This is a genomic window from Thermodesulfobacterium geofontis OPF15, assembly GCF_000215975.1.
Lineage (GTDB): Bacteria > Desulfobacterota > Thermodesulfobacteria > Thermodesulfobacteriales > Thermodesulfobacteriaceae > Thermodesulfobacterium > Thermodesulfobacterium geofontis.
The window spans coordinates 493924-519129 of sequence record NC_015682.1; the positions used below are offsets into that span (position 1 = coordinate 493924).

Here is a 25206-nt window from a genome sequence, read left to right on the forward strand (position 1 = left end):
AGTTATGGCTTATTATTGTCAAGAATGTGGCTATAAAAGTTTAAAATGGTTTGGGAGATGTCCTGAGTGTGGGGCATGGAATACTCTTGTTGAAGAAAAAGAAAGTAAGGATAAGAAAAAAGCCACTTTTGAAAAGGCAAAAGTTCAAAAACTTTCTGAAATTATTTTTAAACCGCAGAAAAGATTAAAAACGGGTTTAACAGAATTTGATCAAGTGTTAGGAGGAGGGATTGTTTCTTCATCTTTAATTCTTATAGGAGGAGATCCTGGTATTGGTAAATCTACTTTATTAACTCAAATAGCAGGATTACTTTCTGAAAAAAAAGTAAAAGTAGTTTATGTTTCGGCAGAGGAATCTCTTGAGCAAATAAGTTTAAGAGTTGAAAGATTAAAAATAAATAGGGATTTTTATTTTATTTCTGATACCAATTTAACTTCAATTTTAGAGACAGTAGAAGAGATAAAGCCACAGCTTTTAATTATAGATTCTATACAGACTGTTTATCTTCCAGAGCTTGAAAGTTCTCCTGGGGGAGTTTCTCAAGTAAGAGAATGTGCTAATGTACTTATGCGTTTAGCAAAGGAAAAGGGTATTATTGTAATTTTAGTAGGGCATATTACAAAAGGTGGTATTATAGCAGGCCCCAAAATTTTAGAACATCTTGTAGATGTGGTTCTATATTTAGAAGGAGAAAAAGAAACAGGTTTTAGAATTTTAAGAGCTGTTAAGAATCGCTTTGGTCCTGTAAATGAGATAGGAGTTTTTTTAATGACTGAAGAAGGACTTATCCCCCATTCTCAATATGAAGACTTTTTCTTATCAGAAGAAGGAAGCTATTTTTGTGTGATAGAAGGAACAAGACCTATTTTAGTTACTGCTCAGGCCTTAGTAACTAAGAGTTATTTTGCTGTTCCAAGAAGAACAGCTGTTGGATTTGATCCTATTAGACTTTCTCTTTTAGTTGCTATTTTAGAAAAAAAACTTGGTTTTAACTTTAGAGATCAGGATATTTATGTAAAAATAGCAGGTGGTTTAAAAGTAAGAGATCCTTCTGCAGATTTAGCAATTGCAATGGCATTAATTTCAAGTTTACTTGAAAAACCACTACCAACTAAAACAGTTTTTATAGGAGAAATAGGGCTTTCAGCAGAATTAAGAACTGTAAGAGATATAACTTTAAGGCTAAAAGAGGCTGAGAAAAAGGGTTTTAAAAAAGCCTTTATTCCAGAGTCAGCAAATATTAAAGAAAAGGAATTTAAAATAGAGATTTTACCTTGTAAAAGGGTATCTGAAGTATGTAAATATGTTTTTAGTTAAAAATGTTTGATAATCTACTTTCTTTATGGAATAATAGAGAAGAATTAAGAATCTTTTTAGGGAAACATCCTTATTTAGGTCCAATTTTATTTATAGTTCTTCAAGCTTTACAAGTTATCATAGCTCCCATACCTGGAGAGGCAACAGGATTTTTAGCAGGTTTTTTCTTTGGAGCTTTTAAGGGTTGTTTAATAAGTACTATTGGAATTATCATAGGTTCTTCTTTTGCCTTTTATATAGGAAGATTTTTCAAAAAAAAGATTTTAAGTAGATACGAACAATCTCCTTATTATTTAAAAATTAAAAAAGTCTTTAAAAAATATGGAATTACTGGAACTTTTTTTCTTTATTTATTCCCAGGTTTTCCTAAGGATATTTTAAATTACCTTTTAGGAGTTATGCCCATTTCTTTTAAAGCTTTTATTTTTGTGTGTACCTTAGGAAGAATTCCAGGAACATTTGCTCTATCTTTACAAGGGGATGTAGTATATGGAGGGCATCCCTATAAAATTTTCTTTGTATCCACTATATTTGGGCTTTCTTTTATAATTTTTTTTCTTTTTAAGAAAAGATTTACCATTTAATTCTTACTTTAACTCCTCTTTCAGCTAAATATTCTTTAATTTCTTTTATAGTATACATTCCATAATGAACCATAGAAGCAATAAGTGCAGCATCTGCTTTTCCTTCTGTTAAAACCTGATAAAGATGTTCTGGATGCCCAGCTCCACCAGAAGCTATAATTGGGATATTTACAGCCTCTGCTATCATTCTTGTAATAGTAAGTTCATATCCTTCTTTTGTTCCATCTGCATCAATAGAATTTAGACATATTTCTCCAGCACCGAGATTTTCTGCCTCCTTTGCCCACCAAACTGCATCTATTCCCATAGGTTGTCTTCCGCCCTTAATCCAAACTTCATATCCAGAGGGTATTTTAGAAGAGGGTTCTACTTTTTTTACATCCATTCCAAGCACTATACATTGAGAACCAAAGGCTTTAGCTCCTTCATATATAAGTTTAGGGTTTAAAACAGCAGCAGTATTTATTGATACTTTTTCAGCTCCTGCCAGTAATACTTCTCTCATATCTTCTAAACTTTTGATTCCTCCCCCCACTGCGAAGGGAATAAAAATGCGTTCAGCAGTTTTTCTTACTACATCAATCATTATTTTTCTATGTTCTGCACTGGCTGTAATATCATAAAAGACTATTTCGTCAGCACCTTCCAGATAATATTTTTCAGCCATTTCAACAGGGTCTCCTACTTCTATATTATTTTTAAATTTGATTCCTTTAGTAGTTTTTCCGTCTTTTACATCTAAACAAACAACAATTCTTTTACTTAACATAATTTTTAAATTTAAAATGAGATTTTAAAAAGTGAAGACCTGAGGAGAAAACTTCTCCTCAAGACTTTAAGCTCAAGTAAACCTAAATCCTCCACCGCTACAAGAAGAATTTTTTAGAGAAGAATCTTTATTAGAATAAAAATTGGAAATAAGTTTTTTTATATTTTTAGAATTGCAATATGGGCATCTTAATTCATAGATTTCTTTATCTTTTAGAACAAGTTTTTCAAAAACTTTTCCACAATTTAAACAGCTAAATTCATAAATTGGCATAATTAAAACCTCCTTTCTAATTTAAAGCATTTTTAAAATAAGGATTTTTTAAAAAAATTCAAGAAAGTTCTGAGAAAATTTTAAAAAGGATTTCTCCTGCTTTTCCTTTTAAAAAATAATCGGTAATAGAATGGGTGTAAGGAGTTTCTTCAAGGTTTATTTCTATGATAGTAGCTTTATTTAATTTTGCCATATAAGGGAGTTGAGAAGCTGGATAAACAACGCCTGATGTTCCAATTATTAACAAGAGATCACACCTTTGAACTTCCCTTTCTGCTTTGGTTTTAGCTTCAAAAGGTATGGCTTCTCCAAAAAATACTACATCAGGCTTTAAAGGAGCTTCGCATTCTTTACATTTGGGATAGGGAAGCATCTCAATAAGTTCTCTTTTTACTTCTTCTTTTTTTCCACAACTTAAACATAAAAGCCATTTACAATTTCCGTGATATTCTATAACATTTTTACTTCCAGCAAGTTGATGGAGTCCATCTATGTTTTGAGTAATTATTGCTTTTAGATAGCCTCTTTTTTCCATTTCAGCTAAAATTTCATGAGCAGGATTGGGTTTAGCTTCAAAAATTATCGCAAACATTTCTCTTATCATTTTCCAAACCTTAGCAGGGTTTCTTATAAATGAGTCAATATGAGCAAATTCTTCAGGATCATATTTACTCCAAAGCCCCTGAGAACCTCTAAAAGTTGGAATACCGCTTTCTACAGATATACCAGCACCTGTAAAAGCTAAAGAATATTTTGAATTTTTTATAAGATCTGCAATTTCTTTATATAAGTTCATTTAAATAGGTTTAGTTTCTTTAAGTAACCAATTTAAAAAGCACTCATTGGTTCTTTCTATTTCTATTTTAGCTATACAAGGACAGGTATAAGAGTGTAATTGAAGAATTTTTTCCTCTACCAAATTTATTAGAGATTCTTTAGTTTTAACAATCATAATAGCTTCTTTAGATTCTTCAATTTTCCCCTCCCACCAGTACATTGAGCTTATTTGAGGATAAATATTAACACAAGCACAAAGTCTTTCTTCAAGAAGGGCTTTTCCTATTTTTTTAGCCTCTTCTTCAGATGCGCAGGTTACATAAAGAAACACTATTTTGTCTTTCATAAAAGTTCCACCTCCACTATTTCATCTTTTTCAAAGCCTAAAAGATCTTCAGGAATACAAAGTATACCATTAGCTTTTACTAAGGTCATAATAAGACCAGATTTACTTAAAAGTGGGGTAGCCAGAAGTTCCCCTTCTTTTTCTTCCAAATAAACTCTTATAAAATCTCTTCTTCCTGCCTGAGAAGAAATACTTTTTGTTAATTTAGCCTTAACTTTTGGTTTGTAAGTTTTATCAGTTAGTCCAAGCATTTTATTTATAACAGGTTTTACAAAAAGTTCAAAACAAATATAAACAGCTACAGGATGACCAGGAAGTCCAAAAACGGGTTTATTATTGCAAACTCCTGCTATAATTGGTTTCCCAGGTTTAATAGATACTCCGTGGAAAATAATGCCTGGTTCTCCAAGCTCATTTATAATTTGAGCAGTCATATCCTTTATTCCAGCACTTGTACCACCTGTGATTAAAATAATATCTGCTAATTCATAAGCTTTATTTACTATAGCTTTTAGCTCTTTATAATCATCTTTAACAATCCCCATTTTAAGAGGAATGCCCCCAGCTAAATCAATTAAACCTGCTAAAGTGAAAGAATTAATATCTCTTATTTTCCCAGGAGTTACCTTTTCTGTATAAGGGATAATTTCATCTCCGGTAAGGATTATAGCGATTACTGGCTTTTTAACTACTTTTATTTGAGAAATTCCTAAGCCTGCGAGTGCACCTATATCTTGAGGTTTTAGTTTATGTCCTTTAGGAATTACAAGTTCTCCCTCCTTTATATCTTCGTCTTCAAAAATAACATTTTCTCCAGGTCCAATAGGTTTTAAAATTTCTATTAAATCTGAGGAAACCACATTTACATGTTCAATCATTACCACTGCATCAGCACCCTCTGGAAGCATTCCTCCTGTTCCAATAGATGCAGCCTCACCTGGATTTAAAGAAAAATCAGGTGCCACCCCCATAGGAATATGCCCTTTTACAGTTAAATAAACAGGCATGGTTTCCTTTGCTCCAAAAGTATCCTGAGACCTTACTGCAAATCCATCAACAGTTGATCTTTTAAAACCAGGCAGATTTTCAGGTGCTAAAATATCTTCATAAGTAATTCTATTATAGGCAGATTCTATAGAAACAATCTCAAAAGAAAGACATCTAAACTCAATATAGTCTAAAAGTAATTTTACACTTTCTTTTAAGGTAAGATATTTTTTATCAAGCATTATCTTTATTATAACCTTTAGATTTTTAAAATAAACCTCTGAGATAGTTTAGAAAAAAATTTTTTTAAAATTAAAAAATTTAAAAAATAGATAAAAAAACAAAAAAAAAACAAAATAATTAATCAAAATCATTAAAAACAAGCAGAAATAAAAATTGACTTATTTTTTTAAAATATTTATAAATTTTTTAAAGATTTATTAAAATAGTTTATTTATAATGAAAAGGAGGTGGGGGTATGGATATTAAATTAACAAGAAGGGATTTTTTAAAGTTATCCATAGGGTCTTTAGTTTTAAGCTCAATTGGAATTAATTTAGAGCCTGTTAAGGCTTATGCAAAAGAATTAAAGATTAAAGATGCCAAAGAGACTACTACCATTTGTCCTTATTGTGGTGTGGGATGTGGAATTATTGTTTATTCTAAAGGGGGAAAGGTAGTAAATACAGAAGGAGATCCTGATCATCCTATTAATGAGGGTTCTCTTTGTCCTAAAGGAGCTTCTCTTTATCAGTTAGCAAACAATCCAACGAGGGTTTTAAAGCCTTTATATAGGGCACCCTATTCTAACAAATGGAAAGAGGTTTCTTGGGACTGGGCTCTTGATAGGATTGCAAGATTGGTAAAATCTACCAGAGACAAATACTTTATAGTTAAAAATGAAAAGGGGCAGGTTGTAAATAGAGTTGAGGCAATTGCTCATCTTGGTTCAGCTGCCCTTGATAACGAAGAATGCTATATTTTACAGAAATTTTTAAGAGCACTTGGAGTGGTTTATATAGATCATCAGGCGCGAGTCTGACACAGTCCAACAGTTGCGGCTCTGGCAGAGTCGTTTGGAAGAGGAGCAATGACCAATCAATTTAATGATCTTAAAAATGCTGATGTAATTTTGGTAATGGGTGGAAATCCTGCTGAAAATCATCCTATTTCTATGAAATGGATCCTTAGAGCTAAAAAAGAAAGAGGGGCAAAACTTGTGGTTGTGGATCCCAAATTTACAAGGACTGCAGCACATGCTGATCTATACGTTCCTATTCGTCCAGGAACTGATATAGCCTTTCTGGGTGGTTTAATTAAATACATTATTGATAATGAGCTTTATTTTAAAGATTATGTAGTTAATTATACAGATGCAAGTTTCTTAGTAGATCCTAACTTTAAAGATACTGAAGATTTAGGCGGTGTATTTTCTGGATATGATCCTGAGAAAAGAAAATATGATAAAACAACCTGGAAGTATCAAGTTGATGAAAATGGAGTTATAAAGAAGGATCCCACTTTAAAGGATCCAAACTGTGTATTTCAACTTTTAAAGAAACATTATTCAAGATATACCATAGATACTGTTTCTGCAATAACAGGCGCACCAAAGGAAAAGTTACTTAAAGCTTATGAAATTATTGCTTCAACAGGAAAGCCAAATAAGGTAGCGACTGAATGTTATGCTATGGGATGGACTCAGCATACTGTTGGTGTTCAAAATATAAGAACCATGGCAATTATTCAACTTCTTCTTGGAAATATGGGAATGGCAGGTGGTGGAATTAACGCTTTAAGAGGAGAATCAAATGTTCAGGGTTCAACAGATGCTGGACTTCTTTTCCATGTTTTACCAGGATATTTACCTACACCAAAGGCTTCTTGGGTAGATTTAAAGACTTATATTGAGAAGAATACTCCTAAAACTAAAGAGCCAAAGAGTTTAAACTGGTGGAAAAATAGACCTAAGTATATTGTAAGTTTACTTAAAGCTTTTTATGGAGATAATGCAACTCCTGAAAATGATTTTTGTTATAGTTATTTACCTAAGCTTGATGATGACAAACAGTATTCTTGGTATGACCTTTTTGATGCTATGTATAAAGGTAAAATTAAGGGATTCTTTGCTTGGGGGCAGAATCCAGCTTGTTCTTCTGCAAATGCTGGTAAAGTAAGAACTGCACTTTCTAAGCTTGACTGGTTAGTTTGTGTAAATCTCTGGGATAGTGAGACAGCCTCATTTTGGAGAGGACCTGGTATGGATCCTAAGAAGATAAAGACTGAGGTATTTTTACTTCCAGCTGCAGCATCCATTGAAAAAGAAGGAAGTATTACTAATTCTGGAAGAATAGCTCAATGGAGATATAAAGCAGTAGAACCTCCTGGTGAGGCAAGACCTGATGCAGAGATTATAAACGAGCTTTATAAGAGAATTAAAGCACTTTATGCAAAAGAAGGTGGAGCTTTTCCTGATCCTATACTTAAGCTTAATTGGAATTATGGAGACAAACATGTTGATACAAAGCTTATAGCTAAGGAATATAATGGATATTTTACTAAGGATGTTACTGTAGGGGATAAGTCTTTTAAGAAAGGAACTCAGGTTCCCAGTTTTGTATTTTTACAGGATGATGGATCAACTGCTTGTGGAAACTGGATATATTCTGGTAGTTATACAGAAGAAGGAAATATGATGGCAAGGAGGGAAAAGGTTGATATAGCTGGTCTTGGGCTTTATCCGAAGTGGGCATGGTGTTGGCCGGTTAATAGAAGAATCCTTTATAATAGAGCAAGTGTTGATCCTAATGGTAATCCTTGGGATCCTCAGAGACCGGTTATTAAATGGGATCCTCAAGCTAAGAAGTGGGTCGGAGATGTTCCTGATGGACCACAGCCACCACTTGCAATGGAAGGAGGAGTATTACCTTTTATTATGAAACCTTCAGGTGTAGGAACTATATTTGGAGCAGGTCTTGCAGATGGTCCATTCCCCACTCATTATGAACCTGTAGAATCACCCTTTGAAAATCTTCTTTATCCAAAAGTTAGATTTAACCCAGTTGCAAGAATTTTTAAGGATACACCTCTTGATAAGATTATACTTGGTGCTGATCCAAAATATCCTTATGTTGCAACTACATATAGAGTTACTGAGCATTGGCAGACAGGGCTTATGACGAGAAATATGCCTTGGTTACTTGAGCTTCAGCCTCAGGTATTTGTAGAAATGAGCAAAGAATTAGCAAAGGAACTTGGAATTAAAAGTGGAGATAAAGTAATTGTTACTTCTCCAAGAGGAAAGATTTGGGCAATAGCAATAGTTACTGAAAGAATTAAACCTCTTAAAATTATGGGGCATACTTGTCATGTTGTAGGAATACCTTGGCATTATGGATGGAGATGGCCTGAAGATGGAAGTGGTGGAGATAGCGCTAATCTTTTAACTCCACCTGCATATGATCCAAATACTTCTATTCAGGAAACTAAATGTTTTGCAGTAAATATAAAAAAGGCATAGAAAAAGGGGGTTAAAAAATGGGAAGAAAAGCACTTCTTATAACACCAGATTTGTGTATAGGATGTAGGGCTTGTCAAGTAGCGTGTAAATCTTGGAATGGATTGCCAGCAGAAAAAACAAAGAATAACGGGACTCATGAAAATCCTCCTGATCTTTCAGGAAATACTTATAATAAAATAAGGTTTATAGAAAAATCTGTTGATGGTGAAGTGAGATGGCTTTTTGTTCGTCAATCCTGTATGCATTGTGGGGAGCCTGCTTGTGTTTCAGTTTGTCCTGTTGGGGCTATGCAAAAGGATTCAGAGACAGGGATTGTATTTTATGATAAAAATGTTTGTATAGGTTGTCAGGCATGTAGATCAGCTTGTCCTTTTGATATTCCAAGATATGATAAACAAGGAAAGGTTAGTAAATGTCATATGTGTATAGATAGGGTTAAAGCTGGGCTTGTTCCAGCCTGTGCCAAGACTTGTCCAACAGGAGCTATAAAGTTTGGAGAAAGGGATGAGCTTATAGCTAAGGCAAAGGCTGAAGGATATAAGATTATTTATGGTGAAAAGGAATTAGGAGGCTTAGGACAGGTATTTGCTATTAATGAGGCACCAAGTTATTACCAACTTGCAGAAAATCCAAAAGCACCTGAGAAGGTTGTTGCTCTTGGTGAGATGTTAAGGATTCTTGTTGCTAAAGGAATTCCTATTAATAACTCCATAATTAGAGAATTCCTTAGCTAAGGATTTTCATTTTTAAAATTTCTAAAGAAAGGGGGAGGATCCCCCTTTCTTTTTTAAAATTTTATAATAAATTTTCTTAAAATTTTAGAGGATAAATTATGGAGATTAAAAGAATAATTAATGAACTTAAAGAAGAAAGGCCCTATTTAAAAAGCCCTCTTGAATTATATGAAAGGGTTTTAGAGTTTAATAGAAAATGTGAAAAAATTATAAAAGATAAGGCTAAAAATAATCTATTAGATGAAATTATTAATGAATTTTCTTCAATATTTGAAATCCCTTATGAATTTAGTTCTTTTTTAAAAACTTCTATACTAAATAGTGCCAAAGATCCCTTTTCTGAACCAAAGAGTATTTTAGAACTTCCTATAAGTGAAGAAGAAACCTCAAAAGAAGAGATTAAAAGAGCTCTTTTTATTCTCTCTAAACCTTTTTTTATAAAATATAGAGAATCTTTAAAGAAAAAGAAAAAGTTTGAAGAGATAGGAAGATGTGTAGTTTGTGGAGAACCAGTATCTTTAACTATGATAGATAGTGAAAATAAAAGACACATGGTTTGTACTGTATGTGGGCATGAAGAAGAAATATTTAGAATTGGGTGCAGTTATTGTATGCAAAAGATTTGTGAAAAGATTGATCTTTTAGTTGATGAGGATGAAATAAGAGTTGAATTATGTAAGGATTGTAAAACTTATATTAAAAGTTTCAAAGATGAAGTTTATCAAAAATTTAAAGATCCCTATTTAATAGATATAATAAGTTTACCTCTTGATGTAGTTGCTCAAGAAAGAGGTTATATAAGAAGGTCTCCTAATATTATAGGAATTCAAAGAGTTGTTTAAAGGTGGGGAAGAAAGTCTTTCACGAAGTTGTTTCTTTAGAATCTGCACTTAAAAATCTTTTAAATTCTTTTAAAGAAAAGGTAAGGTGTCCTTTATCTGAAGAGATAATCCCAGTAAAAGAGGCTCTTAATAGAGTTACAGCAGAGCCTGTTTTTGCTAAGCTTTCTTCTCCTTATTTTCATTCATCTGCTATGGATGGTTATGCAGTTAAATCAAAGAGTACTTTTTCTGCAACAGAAAAAGATCCGGTTCGATTAAAAATAGGAGAATCTGCAGTCTGGATTGAAACAGGAGATCCTCTTCCAGAAGGATTTGATGCAGTTATTCCTGTTGAGGAAGTTAATATTAAAGAAGGATATATTGAAATTTATAAAGCCTATCCTCCTTATCATGATGTAAGACCGGTTGGTGAAGATATTGTTGCTACAGAACTTATAATACCTGAAAATCACTTTATCAGAGCAGTAGATATAGGTGCTATGCTTGCAAGTGGTATTTTAAAAGTAAAAGTAAGGAAAAAACCTTTAATTGGAATAATTCCTACAGGTTCAGAATTAATAGAGCCTGAAAGAATTGAAGAAGGCTTTTTAAAACCACCTACTTTAATTGAATATAATTCTTCAGTTTTAGCTAATCTTATAAAGGAAGATGGAGGAGAACCTAAAATATATCCCATAGCTAAGGATGAGGAAAAATCTATAGAAGAAAGAATTTTTAAAGCTTATGAAGAATGTGATCTAATTCTTTTAAATGCTGGTGCAGGTTATGGGAAAGAGGATTTTACTTATAAAATTATAAACAAGCTTGGAGAGGTTATAATTAATGGAGTTGCCATTAAACCTGGTAAACCTTTTATAGCAGGTTTTATCAAGAATAAACCAGTTTTAGGAATTCCTGGTTATCCAGTTTCAGCATTTATCTGTTATAATTTATTTGTAAGACCTCTCATAGAACTTTTTTTAGGAGTAAAACTTAAAAAAGAAGAAAAAATTCAAGCTATTCTTTCAAGACAGATATTTTCTACTATAGGAGTTGATGAATTTATAAGAGTGAAGGTGGGGAAAGTGGGAGAGAATTATATCGTTTCCCCTGTTGGTAGAGGAGCAGGTCTTCTTATGTCTGTTGTTAGAGCTGATGGCTATATAGTTATTCCCTCTGGTTCTGAAGGTTATTCTCAAGGAAAGCTTGTAGATGTGTATTTGTGGAAAACAAAAGAAGAAATTGATAACACTATCGTTTGTATAGGAAGCCATGATAACACCCTTGATGTTATCTATAATTATCTAAGAAAAAAATATCCCCATATAAGTCTTTCTTCAGCTCATGTTGGTTCTATGGGAGGTTTAATTGCTATAAAAAAGGGAGAGGCTCATGTGGCAGGAACTCATCTTTTAGATGAGGTAACAGGAGAATATAACATCCCTTTTATTAAAAGAATATTGCCTGAGAAAAAAGTAGTTTTGATTAATTTAGTGTATAGAATTCAGGGACTCATTGTAAGAAAGGGGAATCCTAAAAATATAAGAAATTTTGAAGATTTAAAAAGAGAAGACGTGATTTTTATTAATAGACAGGCAGGTTCCGGAACAAGGCTTCTTTTGGATAAGCATCTAAAAGAATTAGGAATAAATCCTTCAGAAATTAAAGGCTATGAAAATGAAGAATACACCCATATGGGGGTTGCACAAGCTGTAGCGAGTGGAAGGGCAGATGTGGGATTGGGCATTCTTGCTGCAGCTAAAGCACTTGACCTTGACTTTATTCCCATAACTGAGGAAAGATATGACCTTTTAATTGCAAAAGAATTTTTAGATTTGGAAATTATTCAAGCACTTCTTGATATTATAAAAAATGATAAAGAATTTAGAAATGCGGTTTTAGCTTTGGGAGGTTATGATATAAGAGACATGGGAAAAGTAATTTATGAAAATTAACTCTTTATTAAATCCTCTAAAGTAATTTCTGAAAAATTTTTAGTTAAAATGGATAGCTTTTGAGAAAAGCTATCTCCTTCAGGAAGCTTAAGCAGTTCTTGAAATTTATTAAGCCCTACTACTTTAGTAATATTTATTTTTTGTAAAGGTTTAACAAAGAAAACTTCTTCATCCCTTACAGCTACAAAACCCTCTTTTTCTAACTCTTGTAAAATGCTTTCTAAAAGAATAGGTGATACATTTAAATATTCTGAAAATTCAAAAATGTTACAGGGTTTTCCTTCTATAAAATTTTTTCCAAGAAGATAAAGAATATATAATTTTAAATAGGGATGAGAAGGGTCTATAGGAATTCTTTTCCAAATTTTTTGCTCTAAAAAAACTACTAACTCAGCACCCAAAAGAAATACTAACCAGTTCACAAATAGCCATACTAAAAATAAAGGAATAGCAGAAAGAGAACCATAAACCTTAGAGTATCCCACTGCATATTTTACATAAAAAGAATAGAGATAAGAAGACAAAGTCCACAAAATAGTTGAAAAAAATGCACCTATTAATGCTTCTTTTTTAGGTACATCCTTAGCTGGGAAATATATATACATTAAAAAGAAAATAAATGCAAGAATTAATAGTATGAAAAAATTGGAAAAATTTCCAAGATAAAAATAAGAATACACAGGCATAAAAAAAATAAAAGGGACTATAGTTATACATACCCAGAAAAAGATTATTCTTTGTATAAAATTTCTTCTTTTCGAACTTTCAAAAATTCTATTTAGGATTTCTTCAATCTGAAAAAGAAGTCCTAATCCCATAATAAAATAACCTATAAGACTAAATTTTCCTAATGGAAAAGTTTCAAGTTTTTTAACCAATTCTAAAATTGTATCCATAACTTTTTTGGTAGCTTCTGGAGTGAGGTATTGAGCAATATTTATAAAAACTTGCTCTACAAATTTTTGTTGAGGTATAAAGATTTTACTTATAGAAAGTACTAAACCTAAAAGAGGAACTAAAGTAAGAAGTGTATTAAAAGTTAGCCCTTGCGCACAAAGGAGAAGGTCATCTTTCTGGAGTTTTTTTAAAAAAGTTATAATTGCTATTTTAAAAGAAAGAAAAGCATTTTTAAAATTCATAACGTTTCCATTTTAATAGAGCTCTTAATTTTATGCAAGAAGAAAATAAATTCTGACTACTTGCTGAAATTTTTGATATAAAATAAAATTAAAATTAGAAAAAATTAAATTAGGAGGTTTTATAGGTATGGATATTGAAGAACTTTTTTTAGAGGGTGCAAGGATCCTTACTTTAAAACAATTTGATTCTGCTTTAGAAATTTTTAATAAAGTTCTTGAAATAGATCCCAATCATATTAAAGCTTTAGAGGCAAGAGCAGTTATTTATATGCAAAAAAATGAATTAGAGCTTGCTCAAAATGATTTAGAAAAAGCAATTAGTATAGAGCCAGAAAATGCAAGACTTTATTTTCGTTTAGGACAGATTTATTATAGAAAAAAGGATCTTGATAAAGCATTGGAATTATTTACTAAAGCCATTGACCTTGAACCTACTTATCCAGCAGCTTATATGGCAAGAAGTCAAGTTTTAAGAGAAAAGGGACTTGAAGAGGCAGCAGATTTAGAATTAGATAAGGCAGTAGCTGTACAAAGAGAACTTGCCAAAGCAAGAAGAGTTGTAGATTTTTAGTCTTCTACAATAACAGTCCAGTTAAAGGGATCCTCTTTTTCTCCATATTGGATTCCTGTAATGTATTCAAATAACTTTCTGGTAAGTTCCCCGGTTTTACCTTCATTTATGATATAAGATTTGTCCTTATAACAAATTTCTCCTACCGGACTTATTACTGCAGCTGTTCCTGTTCCAAAGCATTCTTTTAAGGTCTTATTTTCAATACTTTCTATTATCTCATCTATAGAGATTCTTCTTTCTTTTGTAGGGATACCTAATTGGGGAGCTAATTTTAAAACTGAATCTCTTGTAATACCTGGTAAAATAGAACCTGTTAAAGCAGGGGTTGCAAGTTCATTATCGAAATAAAAAAAGATGTTCATACTTCCCACTTCTTCTACATATTTTTTTTCTTTGGCATCAAGCCAAAGAACCTGGGTATATCCCTTTTTTTGTGCCAGTTCTTGAGCTTTGAGACTGGCAGCATAATTTCCACCTGTTTTAACCTCCCCAGTTCCTCCAGGGCAAGCCCTTATATATTCAGTAGTTACATAAATTTTAACTGGATTAAATCCTTCTTTATAATAAGCTCCAACAGGAGACAGAATTATAATAAAAAGATACTCAGAACTTATTTTTAGACCGAGATTAGGTTGAGTAGCAAAAATGAGAGGTCTTATATAAAGAGCTGACCCTTTTTTCTTTGGTATCCAATCTTTATCAATTAAAATAAGAGTTTTAATTGCTTTAAAAACAAATTCAGGGTCAACTTGAGGGATACAAAGTCTTTCAGCAGAGCGATTAAGTCTTGCAATATGATCCCATACACGAAAAAGTCTTATTTTACCATCAATTCCATAATAGGCTTTTAATCCTTCAAAAACTGTTTGGGAATAATGCAAAACTATAGCAGCAGGATGTAATTCTATATTAGAAAAGGGTTGTATTTTAGGTGAGTGCCATCCTTTATTTTCTTCATATTTCATTATAAACATATGAGGAGTGAAAATTTTCCCAAAAGGTAGTTCCTCAAATTGAGAAACTTTCCTTTTTTCAGGCTCAGCTAAATTAATTTCTATTTCCATTCTTTTTTCCTCCTGCAATTTTTATCTCAGAATAGAAAAATTATGTTCAAAAGAGAAAAATATACCTTTTATCAATTTTTGACAAGACCTAAAATATATTTTAAACTAAGATCATTATGGCATTAAAATTTAATCAAAGCAAAGTTTCTTTAAGACTTCTAAAAGAAAAGAGTGACTCCATAATATTAGGAGAAATTTTACATAATATTTGGGAACTCCTTTTGAGTCATAAAGAAAATGTCTTTTCTTTGCCTTTAGATTCAGAAGAATTTAAGAGCGAAATAGAAATTTATATAAAAAAGGCTTTAGCCTCTTATCAAGAGCCCCTTCCACAAAGAAAATATCTTTTAGAGAGAGCATTTAATATTATAAAAAATATGTTTAAAAGTGAAGAATTTCAGAAATTTAAAGAGCTTTTTGTAGAAAGTGAAGTTTTAGCTGTATATAAAGAGCCAGAAGGATTTTTTGTAGAAGAAGATCAGATTCAGGATTTAAGACCAGATTTAATAATAAAGAAACCTAATGAATGGATTATTCTTGAATTTAAACTTCACAGGGAGTTTGAGGAAAGTCAATTGGAAAGATATTTTTCTTTGTTGAAAAAAGTATTCCCCAATGATAATATAAAAGTATACTTAATTTCTTTTGAACCTTTTAAAATTGAATTAAAGTATTGTAAAATAAGTAAACCAGATGAACCAAGCTCTCTTCATCCCGTCCAACTCTCACTTTTTAAAAACCTTAACTAATTTCTTTTTAGATAAACATTCCTTAGATGACATAAAAACTCTTAAAGTTTGGTGTATTTTTCCTACTAAAAGATCAGGGCTTTATTTTAAAAATTATCTTAAAGAAAAACTTAAATTAAAAAAAATTGAGGCAGGCTTTTTTCCAAGAATTTACTCTTTTGAGGAATTTATAGAAGCTCTTTATACGAATTTGATTAGCTCCCCCTTTCCTCAAGTTCCTTCTATACTTAGAGTTTTTGTTTTTCTTGAGGTCCTGAGTAAAAGATTAAATTTTTTTTCTAAAAAAGAAGAGGATAATTTTGAAAAGTATTTTAACTGGGGAATAAAGTTTTTAGAAGTTTTTGAAGAATTTGAAAAAGAAGGAAAGATTCCAGAAAATTTGCTTTATCCTCCAGAGGGTCTTCCAGAATTAGCTAAAAAACTTTTTGAAGAATTAAAAACTACCTATTTAGAATTTTCCTCTCTTATAGAGGAAAAAGGTTTTTCTTATTATTCTTATAGATTAAAAAAAGTAAGAGATGTCCTTAAGGAAGAAAAAGTCTTTAATAATAATATTTTTAATGAGATAAATGAAGTATGGTTTATTGGTTTTGCAGCCTTAAGGAGAGTAGAGGTTGAGATTTTAAAATATTTTAAAGAAAAATTTAAAAGTTATTTTTTTATTTTTGAAGCCTATGAGCCTATTCCTTCAATAATTAGGGATACTCTTAAAGCTCTTGAGCTTGATTATAAATGGATATCTCCTGATTATTATGAAAAAAAAGAAATTAAAGACCCTCAAATTTACTTTTATGAAACTACAGATCCCCATTTAGAGGTTAAGTCAGCTTTAGAGTTTATTCCTGAGAGTCTTAAAAATCCTGATGAAATAGTTATAGTGGTTCCTAATCCCTTTAATTTACTTCCTCTTATTTATACTTTGGAGGGGAAAGAGAATCCTATAGAAGTGAATATAACCCTTCAGTATCCAATCACTAAAATCCCTTTAAATCAATTTCTAAAAAATCTTATTAGAGCACAAAAAGAAAGAGAAGAAAAATTTTATCCCACTCAGGTGTATTTAAAAATTCTTAAACATCCTTATTTTTTAGCACTTGAATTCGAAGGAGGTATTTCTTTTCAAAAAATTATAAAAGAAATAGAAGATGAACTGAGGAAAATAGGGTATCTTAAAATAACCCTTGATGAAGTTGAAAATTTAGTTCCTAAATACAGAGATTATTTAGAAAAAATTCACAAGATCTTTTTTAGAAATTGGGAAAGCATAAAAACCCCTTTTGAATTTTCTGAGAATCTAAAAAATATTTTAAATTTTTTTGAACCTCTTTTTGAAAAACTAAAAGATGAAGATTCTTGGCATTCAATTCTTTTGAGAAATTACATACATGTTCTTGAAACAAAGATTTTTCCTATATTTGAAGAGGAGACCTATTTAAAAGATAAAAGTTTTTCAGGAAGTTTTCTTTTAGAGATTTTAGAATATCTCCTTAAAGAAGAGAAAATTCCTTTTATAGGGGATCCATTAAAAGGGCTTCAAATTATGGGATTTTTAGAAACAAGGCTTCTTTCTTTTAAAAAAGTTATTATTTTGGATGTAAACGAAGGTTTTTTGCCCCCTGCTCCTTCTTTTAATCCCCTTCTTACAGATGAGATAAAAATTTACCTTGGCATTCCTATTTTTAGAAATGAATTATGGGTTTATTATTTTGAAAGGCTTATCAAGAGTGCAGAAGAAGTTCATCTTTTTTATATTTTTGTAGAAAAAGGTAAAACTCAAGAATTTAGAGAACCTTCAAGATTTATTCAAAAACTAAAATGGGAACTTGAAAAAGAAGAAAAAAAGCCTAATGAGAAATTAATTCCTCTTTATTTTGAAATCCTTCCTGAAAAAGAAGGAATTCCTAAAACTAAAGAAATAAAACAAAGTCTTTTAGATCTTATTAAAACTACAGAAATAAGTAGATACTTTTTAGAAACCTACCTTAGATGCGGAGTGAAGTTTTATTTTAAATACCTTTTAAAGTTAAAAGAAGAAACAAAAATAGGTTTAAGGTCTTTTGATATTGGTAATTTTATTCATGAATTTTTTGAAAATATTTTTAGAGAATTAGAAGGAAAGGAAGTATTAATGGAAAATGTTTATAAAGAAAATGAAGTTTTAGAAAAACTTGAAAATCTTTGGCTTTCTTACAAGTTTGAGAGAAAGATGGATGCTCTTTCGCATTTTCTTTCTAAAAAAATTGCTGTAGAAACTATTAGAAAATATTTCAATTATCTTATTGATAAAGAGAGAGCTGGGGAAATCAAAAGCACAAAAATTTTAGGTGTAGAAAGATCCTTAAAGCTACTTACTGAGTGTAATTTATTTGATCCCTCCTATGAGGAGTTTAGAAATTTTAAAGTTCTTTTTAGTGGAAGAACTGACTTTTTAATTAAGAGAAAAGAAGGAATTACTAAATATCTTATTCTTGATTTTAAAAGTAATCCTGATATTAGGCCTTATTCTGGTAAAGAAAAAATTGATAAAATGTTCTCTTTTTCACTTTCTGACAAGTTTGATAATTTATCTCTTTATGAGGTGGCAGATATTTTTGGTTCAGATCTTTCTGGTTTTCAGCCTCGATTTTATTATTATCTTTTTTATCAACAAAAAGAAAAATTCATTACTGAAAATGATAAAGAGTTTGTGGTGATAAATGCAGGTTTTATAACCCCTTCTGACTTTAAAAACCCTGAAAAATTTGTTTTTAATCTTTCTAAAAGAGGTGAGTGGGCAAAGATTTATGACTATTTTAAGAACAGATTTAAAAATTTGCTTGAATGGATCTTAAATCACATTATAATAAGTGATAAATTTTATCTCCCAGCTGATGATAATATTTGTAAATACTGTGAATATAAGGCTCCCTGCAAGAATTATAGATATCTTTTAGAGTAAAAATATTATGTTGTGGTTTGAAGAAGAGCTTAATTTTGAAGAAGATAAAAGTTTTATTTTGGAAGAAACTTTCAAAAAAAATAAAGAATTAGAAAAAATTGCAGAAAGGGTTTTAAATTTAGAGCCCATAGATTTTGAGTCTGCTCTAAAACTTTATAGAGAAGGAGATCTTTTCTTTTTAGGAGAGCTTGCAAGAAAGGCAAAAGAAAAGCTACATGGTAAAAAATACTATTACACCATAAATAGGCATATTAACTATACTAATATTTGTGCTATTGATTGTAAATTTTGCGGATATCATAAAAGGTTAGGGGAAGAGGGAGGTTATACTTTAGAAATTGATGAAATTTTAAAAACACTAAAAGAAACTCCAGAATTAAGAGAAGTTCACATTGTAGGAGGCTTAAATCCTAAACTTCCCTATGAATATTACATAGATTTAATTCGCAAGATAAGATCTGCCTTTCCTGAAATTCATATAAGAGCTTATACTTGTGTAGAGATAGATTGGTTGAGTAAAATTTCTGGGAAATCTGTTAAAGAAGTATTGGAGGAGTTAAAATCTGCAGGGCTTAATTCAATTCCTGGGGGAGGGGCTGAAGTTTTTTCAGAAAGAATAAGAACTGAGCTTTATCCCAAAAAAATATCTTCTGAAAGATGGATTGAGATCGCTAAAACTGCCCATAGTCTAAATATTCCAACTAATGCTACTTTACTTTTTGGGCATATAGAAACAGATGAAGAAATAATAGAGCATCTTATAAAATTAAGAGAAATACAAGAAGAAACAAAAGGTTTTTATTGTTTTGTTCCTTTGGCTTTTATTCCCGAAGGAAATAGCCTTTCCTATCTTCCAGGACCTTCAGCACATAAAATTTTAAAGGTTATTGCTATTTCTCGCATAATTTTGAACAATTTTCCACATATTAAGGCTTATTGGGTATTTTTGGGGGTAAAGCTTGCTCAAGTAGCTCTCCTTTGGGGAGCAGATCATTTTCATGGAACAGTAATTGAAGAAAAAATAAGTGAGTTAATGAAGGGAGAGCCAGTTATCCGTCTTTCTCCCCTTGAAATACAAAGACTAATTAGAGAAATCGGCGGAGAACCAGTTTTGTTGTAAATATACTTGGAATGAGTAATTATAAACTTTCCATTCTTATCCCTACTTACAATCGGCTGGATCTTTTTAAAGAAACCCTTAATTCAATCCTTCCACAAGCTCAAGGAAAACCTGTGCATATAGCTATAGTTGATGATGGCTCAACCGAAGGAAACTATGAGTATGCTTTAGAGTTAAGTAAGAAATATCCCTTTATTGAAATAGCGAGGCATGAAAAGAACTTGGGGGTTGGAGTAGCAAGAAATACCCTTCTTGGATTAGCTAAAGGAGATTATTTAATTTTCTTTGATTCTGATGACTTACTTCTTGATAGGGGTTTAGAGAAAATGTTAGATCTTATTGATTCTGAAATTGCTGAGGTTTATGTTTTAAATACTTACCGTGAGAAAGGAAAAAAGCTAAAGTTTAAAATTTTCCCAGAGGATAAAACAGAAAAAAAACTACTTAAAGCTTTTCTTGAGGGGAAATTTTCTGAAGCTTTATATTTAGTGAAATCTGATATAGCAAAAAAGTTTTCCTTTTCTTCCAATTTAAGAGTTATGGAGGATTTACCTTATCAAGGAAAATTGATTCTTCATTCCAAAATAAAAATAATTAATCAACCTTTTGCTATAAAAAGAGATCACCCTCAAAGATTAAGAAAGGTTTCAGATTATTATTTTCAAAATGCCATAGATGCAATTGAAGACCTTTTTAAGAGACTCCCTTCTGAGTATCAATGCTTTAAGCCTTTTGCCTATGCTAAAACTTATCTTGACCTTGGGAAAAGAGCTTATTTAAATAGTGATTTAGCAAAGGCTAAAGATTTTCTTAAGAAGGCAATAGAATGCTATCCAAAAATAAGAAAAGATTTTAAATATTGGAAGCTTAGGTTTAAAATCCTCTTCAAAAATTTTTTGAAAAAATGAGCATTATTAAAATTGAACCCTTTGAGGTTGTTAGCGAAGAAGTTCCCTTTTTTAATCAAATCTTTTTGGTAGAAAAAAGAGCTCTAAACCTTCCTGAACCTTTTTTTGAACACCAAAAAAGATATAAAATTATTAAAGGTTATATAGTAGAGAGAAGAAAATTTTTTGTGAAAGAATATCTTTCGCACTTTGAAGAAGGGGATAAGGAATGGGAAAATCTCTTTTTTTTAAAAAGGCTTGGTTTTAATGTTCCTAAGCCCATTTTTAGATTAAGGACCTCAAAACAATATCTTTTAGCAACCTTAGCTTTAGATGGGACACCTCTTTCTCAACTTTTAATTGAAGATAAAGATCAGAACAATTTTTTTCTTAAAGCTCTTGGAGAACTTCTTGTTAGGCTTCATAAACAAAACCTTTATCATCAAGATTGCTATTTAAATCATTTTTTTTGGGATGAAAAAACTAAAACCCTTGGGTTTTTGGATGTATCAAGGATTTTGGTTAATCCTCGTTTTTCCTTAAAATATAGAATTAAAGACCTTGCCCAGCTTGGTTATTCTTTTGAGGAATATTTAGGAAAAAATGCCCCTCCTCTCTTTCAAAAATTTTTATCCTATTATTTAGATCTCTCTGAAATTAAGCTAAAATGGCTTGTAAAATCTTTAGTTAAATTTAAAGTTTGGTTAATCAGGAAAAGAACTGAGAGGGCAAGAAAAAAAGGGAAGATTTTATAAAATGGTAAAAAAGATTATTGCAGAAGAAATAAAAGATAAGATAATACTTGGAGGTGCAAAAACCTTCGATAAGGTGTTATATATTTATCTTTCCCCTGATAGAAAATATTTACTCTATTCAAATTCAGCAGTTGCTTTACTTAACCATCATGAAGTAAAAAAACCTCTTACTTTATCTCCTAAGGGAATTTCCTTTTTTCTCCAAAGTGGAGTAATACCAACACCTTACACTATTTATGAAGAAGTCTTTAATCTTAGTATAGGAGATTATGTTGTCATTTATTCCCAAAATGGAAGGTTTGAGCTTGAATTTTTTCATGAATTTCCATATCCCAGCTTTAAAAGGATAAAAGGAAAAAAAGCTGACCTTGAGTTTATTCTTTTTTTACTTGTAGAATCCATTTTTAAAAAAATTGATCCAGTTAAAGAAATTTTTCTTTTTCAAAGTGTAGGCAAAGATAGTAATACTATTTTATTAGCCCTTGCTGAAGCTGGACTAAAAAATCAGACTACTGCATTAACTTTAGCTCTTCCAGGTTCAAAGAAAGATGAAAGCGAGCTTGCAAGTGAAATTGCTAAAAAACTTGGATTTAAACATGTAAAACTATATTTGCCAGAAAGAATCACTTCTATAGAAATTGATATACTTGAAAAATATTTTTCTTCTATACCTTTTCCTTGTGCTGATGGAAATCTTTTAGCCTATCCTATGTATCAGTTACAAATAAATTTTTCGGGAAGTAACCTTCTTGATGGAAGCGGAAATGACTATTATTTTGGTCATGTTCCAAGACCAATAGAATATAAAAGGCAAAAAATTTATCCAAAATTTAAATTTTTAAGACCTTTAGGTGAGGCCCTACCATCAGGGAATACAATCCACAAGTTAGCCCGATCTCGTTGTGAAATGGTAGGTTTCATTGGAATTACTTTAGTAGATCTTTTGAAATTCTATCCTCAAGCAGAACCAGTTTATCCCTATTGGTTCTCTGAGGATGAAAAGAGAAAAAATTGGGACTATTTTGACTTGAAAGCTGATGTCTGGGTAACTCATGCGGAATTTGGAAATGTTATAAGGAAAGTAAGCAATTTTACTGACACTTTTGGAGTAAATTTAGTTTTGCCTTGGGCTGATGAGGTATTAGCAGAGTATATAGGGTCTCTTGATGAAGCTGAAGTTTTAGACAGAAAAAATTTTAAGAATAAACTTCCTTTGAGAAAGCTTCTTCTTGAAAGATTAGAGATTGATAGCGATAAAATTGGCAAATTTTCTTATGGTTTCCCGATCCTTTCTTTTTTTGAAATGATGAAAGATAAAGTAAAGGAAGAAGTTTTAAATTGTAAGCTTTGGGAAAGAAAAGGGATAGAAAGATTCTGGAAAGTTTTAGAGGAAAGAGCTAAAAAAGATAAGATTTGGCAAAAGATATATGGAAGGCTTTATTTCTTATCAGCTTTTATTAATCATAGTAAATATTTAAGCTCAAAAGAATTTTGAAAATATTTCAATTGTTCTCTTTTCAAAGACCTCAGGCGAGAAGGCGGTAAGAAAACGTTTTTTAGCATTTTTTCCAAAAAGCTCAAGCTCATCCTTTGGCAAATGATAAATTTTTTTCAAAGCTTCAGCTATAGCCTTAACATCACCCTTTGGCACAAGATAACCAATCGGCTCTTTTGTTGCAAAAATGTCAGGCACTCCTTCGGCATCAGTTGCAATTATTGGGAGCCCTACAGCAAGTCCTTCAAGAACTGCAAGAGGCATCCCTTCTTTAATAGAAGTATGAACTAATACATCAAAAGCCCGAAGATAAAGAGGGACCATTTCTTGCTTTACTTTTCCAACAAAAATTATTTTTTCCTCTAAGGATAGCTCTTTAACCAAAGCTTCACAATCTTTTCTTACAGGACCATCTCCTACAAATACAACCATTGCCATAGGTGTTTCTTTATGTATCGAATGAAAAGCCTTTATAAGATCAATTTGTCTTTTTTCAGGACGGAATTTTGCTACCATTCCAAAAATAAAGGCTTGCTCTGGAAGATTAAGCATTTTTCTTGCTTCATCTTTGTTTAGATTTTCAGGAAAGGTGCTCAAATCAAAGGAAGTATATAATAGCTCAACTTCTTCAGGCTTAACAAGATGTGTAGCTAATAATTCATCCTTTAAAGCCAAACTATTTACTAAAATACAATCTATTTTATTTTTAAAAAATCTAAAAAATAGCCTTCTTCCTGGATGTTTTAAAGTTCCACTTACCACAATGTGATAGATAATTTTTAGCTCAGGGTAAAACAGTTTTGTCAATATGGAATAACGTAAGAATCTCCAACGATGAGTAAGAACAGCTTTTATTTTTTCTTTTTTAACAAAATTTATAAAATATTTTAGAAACTTAAAAGAAAATTTACGTAAAACTTCATTTCTTTTAAAGGGCAAGGGATGAAAACGAGCTAAATCTTGTAAAGTATGAGCATCTTTGAGGTATTCTTCAAAAATTAAAGCATAGGGAGTAAAATCATGTTTTTTTAAAATTTTAAATTGTAGATAATGTCTTCTATTGCCAATTCCATCAAGAAGAAAGGCTATTTTTTTCATTTAAACCCCAGATTAGTCCACTTGTTATCCAGAAAGGAGTAAATCCCGTTCCTTCATCTGTTCCGAAAAAGAAAGAAATTATTAAAAAAGCAAATAAATAACCTAAAAGAAAGCCATGGATTGACTTTTTAGGGTTAAAATGCCACAATTTGTATATCTTAAAGATATTATAAAAACAAAGCAGAAGGAAAGTTATCAAAGTATGGAGTCCGGCTTGGAGCCAAATATTAAGGAAAAGGTTATGAGGGTTCCCATGTCTCAAGGCAAGTTCATTAGTTTGAGGAAGAGATAGCTTTTGTGTCTTCCAACCAATCCCAGTCCCAGAAAAAGGATTTTTAGAGGCTTTTTTAAAGTATATTTGCCACATATAAATTCGTTCTCCCAAAGAGCCAGCTTCTGCATATCTACCTTGAAACAAAAGGTGGATTTTATCACTACGGATGAGTATATTTCTTCCTTCCGGTATTGTAAGAAGTATTCCAATAATTAAACTTAACCCCAAACCTATAGATAACCCTATAATTTTTATAACTCGATGTTTAGATAACACACCTAAAATTAAAGTAGAAAGAATTATAGATAAAAGAGATGCCCTTCTTCCAAGAAGTATTTGCATAAAAAGAGCTAATAAACTTGTGAATAGAAAAAAACATTTAAACTTATTTTTATTTTCATCGAAATACAAACTTAAAAATAAAAAAAAGATAAATACAAAGGCTGAAGGAGTATTAACAATTCCTTTCAGTAAACTTATATCATTGGCGATGAACACTGTACTCGGGCATTGGTTATTTGTTAAGCAAAGCTTAATTCCAGAATATAAGTGATGCAAACTTACAACTAAACAAGTCAGGGCTGGTGGAAGATAAAAGAGAGGAGATTTATAAAATTCGGGTTCTTCCTTTAACTTTAAGGCTAAAAAGAGGGCTAAAGTTATGTGAAATAAATAGTTTTTTAAAAAATCTTCAAAGGTTCTTATTATATTAGGAGGCATAAAAGCAAAGGGAAGAAGAAAGAAAAGAAAAATTGTATTCAGGATAAGAATCCCTTTAGGTAAATTTAAAAGGGCTTTTGGTGCACGCACTAAGTTTATTAAAAAAAGAAGAGTTACTAAACTAAAACCAATCCAAAGAAAAGCTTTAGAATGGGCAAAGAAAATGGTAATCCAGATAGCTAACCAGCTAATAAAGAAAAGCTTATTCATAGAATATCAAAATTATTCTAAAATAAACCTTTGTCAACAGTTTAAAGTTATAAAAATTCCGGTTAAAATCTCAAAATAAGCTTTAATAATAAAATAACA

General features: G+C 31.2%; 22 protein-coding genes. 13 read left to right on the top strand and 9 right to left on the bottom strand.

The features are described from left to right. Positions 1–4 precede the first annotated feature (4 nt). Together radA and TOPB45_RS08525 are read left to right on the top strand one after the other, a co-directional pair. Positions 5–1318, top strand: coding sequence for a DNA repair protein RadA (gene radA, locus TOPB45_RS02550; RefSeq protein ID WP_013909292.1), 1314 nt, complete (start codon positions 5–7; stop codon positions 1316–1318). Positions 1319–1320: 2 nt separating this feature from the next. Next, positions 1321–1902: a TVP38/TMEM64 family protein gene (locus TOPB45_RS08525; protein ID WP_013909293.1), complete on the top strand. Its 582-nt coding sequence runs from the start codon at positions 1321–1323 to the stop codon at positions 1900–1902. Here the strand turns inward: TOPB45_RS08525 and hisF are convergent. The 5 genes from hisF to TOPB45_RS02580 form a co-directional block, all read right to left on the bottom strand. Further along, positions 1892–2671: an imidazole glycerol phosphate synthase subunit HisF gene (gene hisF, locus TOPB45_RS02560; protein ID WP_013909294.1), complete on the bottom strand. Its 780-nt coding sequence runs from the start codon at positions 2669–2671 to the stop codon at positions 1892–1894. The two genes, TOPB45_RS08525 and hisF, sit on opposite strands and share 11 nt — an antisense overlap. A 72-nt stretch (positions 2672–2743) precedes the next feature. Beyond that, positions 2744–2944, bottom strand: a complete 201-nt coding sequence (locus TOPB45_RS02565; protein WP_013909295.1) for an FmdB family zinc ribbon protein — start codon at positions 2942–2944, stop codon at positions 2744–2746. 58 nt (positions 2945–3002) lie between these two features. After that, positions 3003–3740: an SIR2 family NAD-dependent protein deacylase gene (locus tag TOPB45_RS02570; protein ID WP_013909296.1), complete on the bottom strand. Its 738-nt coding sequence runs from the start codon at positions 3738–3740 to the stop codon at positions 3003–3005. After that, the gene (cutA, locus tag TOPB45_RS02575; RefSeq protein ID WP_013909297.1) at positions 3741–4067 is read right to left on the bottom strand and encodes a divalent-cation tolerance protein CutA; all 327 of its coding nucleotides are present in this window, start codon (positions 4065–4067) and stop codon (positions 3741–3743) included. Further along, positions 4064–5296: a molybdopterin molybdotransferase MoeA gene (locus TOPB45_RS02580; protein ID WP_013909298.1), complete on the bottom strand. Its 1233-nt coding sequence runs from the start codon at positions 5294–5296 to the stop codon at positions 4064–4066. Before TOPB45_RS02580 ends, cutA begins: the two co-directional genes overlap by 4 nt. Before the next feature lie 242 nt (positions 5297–5538). Between TOPB45_RS02580 and fdnG the strand changes: the two genes are divergently transcribed. The 4 genes from fdnG to TOPB45_RS02605 all read left to right on the top strand — a co-directional run bounded on the left by fdnG (position 5539) and on the right by TOPB45_RS02605 (position 12084). Next, complete coding sequence (gene fdnG, locus TOPB45_RS02590; protein WP_081460693.1) at positions 5539–8574, top strand: formate dehydrogenase-N subunit alpha; 3036 nt, start codon at positions 5539–5541, stop codon at positions 8572–8574. Between the two features lie 17 nt (positions 8575–8591). Next, entirely contained in the window at positions 8592–9308 is a 717-nt protein-coding gene (locus TOPB45_RS02595) for a 4Fe-4S dicluster domain-containing protein (RefSeq protein WP_013909300.1), read from the top strand. Positions 9309–9406: 98 nt separating this feature from the next. After that, positions 9407–10150, top strand: coding sequence for a formate dehydrogenase accessory protein FdhE domain-containing protein (locus TOPB45_RS02600; protein ID WP_013909301.1), 744 nt, complete (start codon positions 9407–9409; stop codon positions 10148–10150). Positions 10151–10152: 2 nt separating this feature from the next. After that, a complete protein-coding gene (locus TOPB45_RS02605) occupies positions 10153–12084 on the top strand; it encodes a molybdopterin biosynthesis protein (RefSeq protein WP_013909302.1) in 1932 nt (643 codons plus the stop codon). Here TOPB45_RS02605 and TOPB45_RS02610 read toward each other — a convergent pair. After that, positions 12081–13223 carry a YihY/virulence factor BrkB family protein gene (locus TOPB45_RS02610; protein ID WP_013909303.1) on the bottom strand — a complete coding sequence of 381 codons (1143 nt, stop codon included), beginning with the start codon at positions 13221–13223 and terminating at the stop codon, positions 12081–12083. The genes TOPB45_RS02605 and TOPB45_RS02610 overlap by 4 nt on opposite strands. Before the next feature lie 127 nt (positions 13224–13350). Between TOPB45_RS02610 and TOPB45_RS02615 the strand changes: the two genes are divergently transcribed. Further along, on the top strand, positions 13351–13794 hold the full coding sequence (locus TOPB45_RS02615) for a tetratricopeptide repeat protein (protein WP_013909304.1): 444 nt from the start codon (positions 13351–13353) through the stop codon (positions 13792–13794). On the opposite strand, the gene TOPB45_RS02620 is transcribed toward TOPB45_RS02615, so the two are convergent. Next, on the bottom strand, positions 13791–14861 hold the full coding sequence (locus TOPB45_RS02620; protein ID WP_013909305.1) for a branched-chain amino acid aminotransferase: 1071 nt from the start codon (positions 14859–14861) through the stop codon (positions 13791–13793). The two genes, TOPB45_RS02615 and TOPB45_RS02620, sit on opposite strands and share 4 nt — an antisense overlap. Positions 14862–14977: 116 nt before the next feature. Between TOPB45_RS02620 and TOPB45_RS02625 the strand changes: the two genes are divergently transcribed. From TOPB45_RS02625 to TOPB45_RS02650, 6 genes are read left to right on the top strand one after another with little or no spacing between them, the layout of a single operon-like run. After that, complete coding sequence (locus tag TOPB45_RS02625; RefSeq protein ID WP_013909306.1) at positions 14978–15610, top strand: PD-(D/E)XK nuclease family protein; 633 nt, start codon at positions 14978–14980, stop codon at positions 15608–15610. Then, positions 15555–18548 carry a PD-(D/E)XK nuclease family protein gene (locus TOPB45_RS02630; protein ID WP_013909307.1) on the top strand — a complete coding sequence of 998 codons (2994 nt, stop codon included), beginning with the start codon at positions 15555–15557 and terminating at the stop codon, positions 18546–18548. Before TOPB45_RS02625 ends, TOPB45_RS02630 begins: the two co-directional genes overlap by 56 nt. A gap of 7 nt (positions 18549–18555) precedes the next feature. Further along, positions 18556–19668, top strand: coding sequence for a CofH family radical SAM protein (locus TOPB45_RS02635; protein ID WP_013909308.1), 1113 nt, complete (start codon positions 18556–18558; stop codon positions 19666–19668). 11 nt (positions 19669–19679) lie between these two features. Continuing rightward, positions 19680–20576 carry a glycosyltransferase family 2 protein gene (locus TOPB45_RS02640; RefSeq protein WP_013909309.1) on the top strand — a complete coding sequence of 299 codons (897 nt, stop codon included), beginning with the start codon at positions 19680–19682 and terminating at the stop codon, positions 20574–20576. After that, complete coding sequence (locus TOPB45_RS02645) at positions 20573–21310, top strand: lipopolysaccharide kinase InaA family protein (protein ID WP_013909310.1); 738 nt, start codon at positions 20573–20575, stop codon at positions 21308–21310. The genes TOPB45_RS02640 and TOPB45_RS02645 overlap by 4 nt, the downstream gene beginning before the upstream one ends. Before the next feature lies 1 nt (position 21311). Then, a complete protein-coding gene (locus TOPB45_RS02650; protein WP_013909311.1) occupies positions 21312–22805 on the top strand; it encodes an asparagine synthase-related protein in 1494 nt (497 codons plus the stop codon). Here TOPB45_RS02650 and TOPB45_RS02655 read toward each other — a convergent pair. Both TOPB45_RS02655 and TOPB45_RS02660 read right to left on the bottom strand, forming a co-directional pair. Further along, positions 22791–23903, bottom strand: coding sequence for a glycosyltransferase family 4 protein (locus TOPB45_RS02655; protein WP_013909312.1), 1113 nt, complete (start codon positions 23901–23903; stop codon positions 22791–22793). The two genes, TOPB45_RS02650 and TOPB45_RS02655, sit on opposite strands and share 15 nt — an antisense overlap. Further along, the gene (locus TOPB45_RS02660; RefSeq protein WP_013909313.1) at positions 23878–25107 is read right to left on the bottom strand and encodes an O-antigen ligase family protein; all 1230 of its coding nucleotides are present in this window, start codon (positions 25105–25107) and stop codon (positions 23878–23880) included. The genes TOPB45_RS02655 and TOPB45_RS02660 overlap by 26 nt, the downstream gene beginning before the upstream one ends. Positions 25108–25206 lie beyond the last annotated feature (99 nt).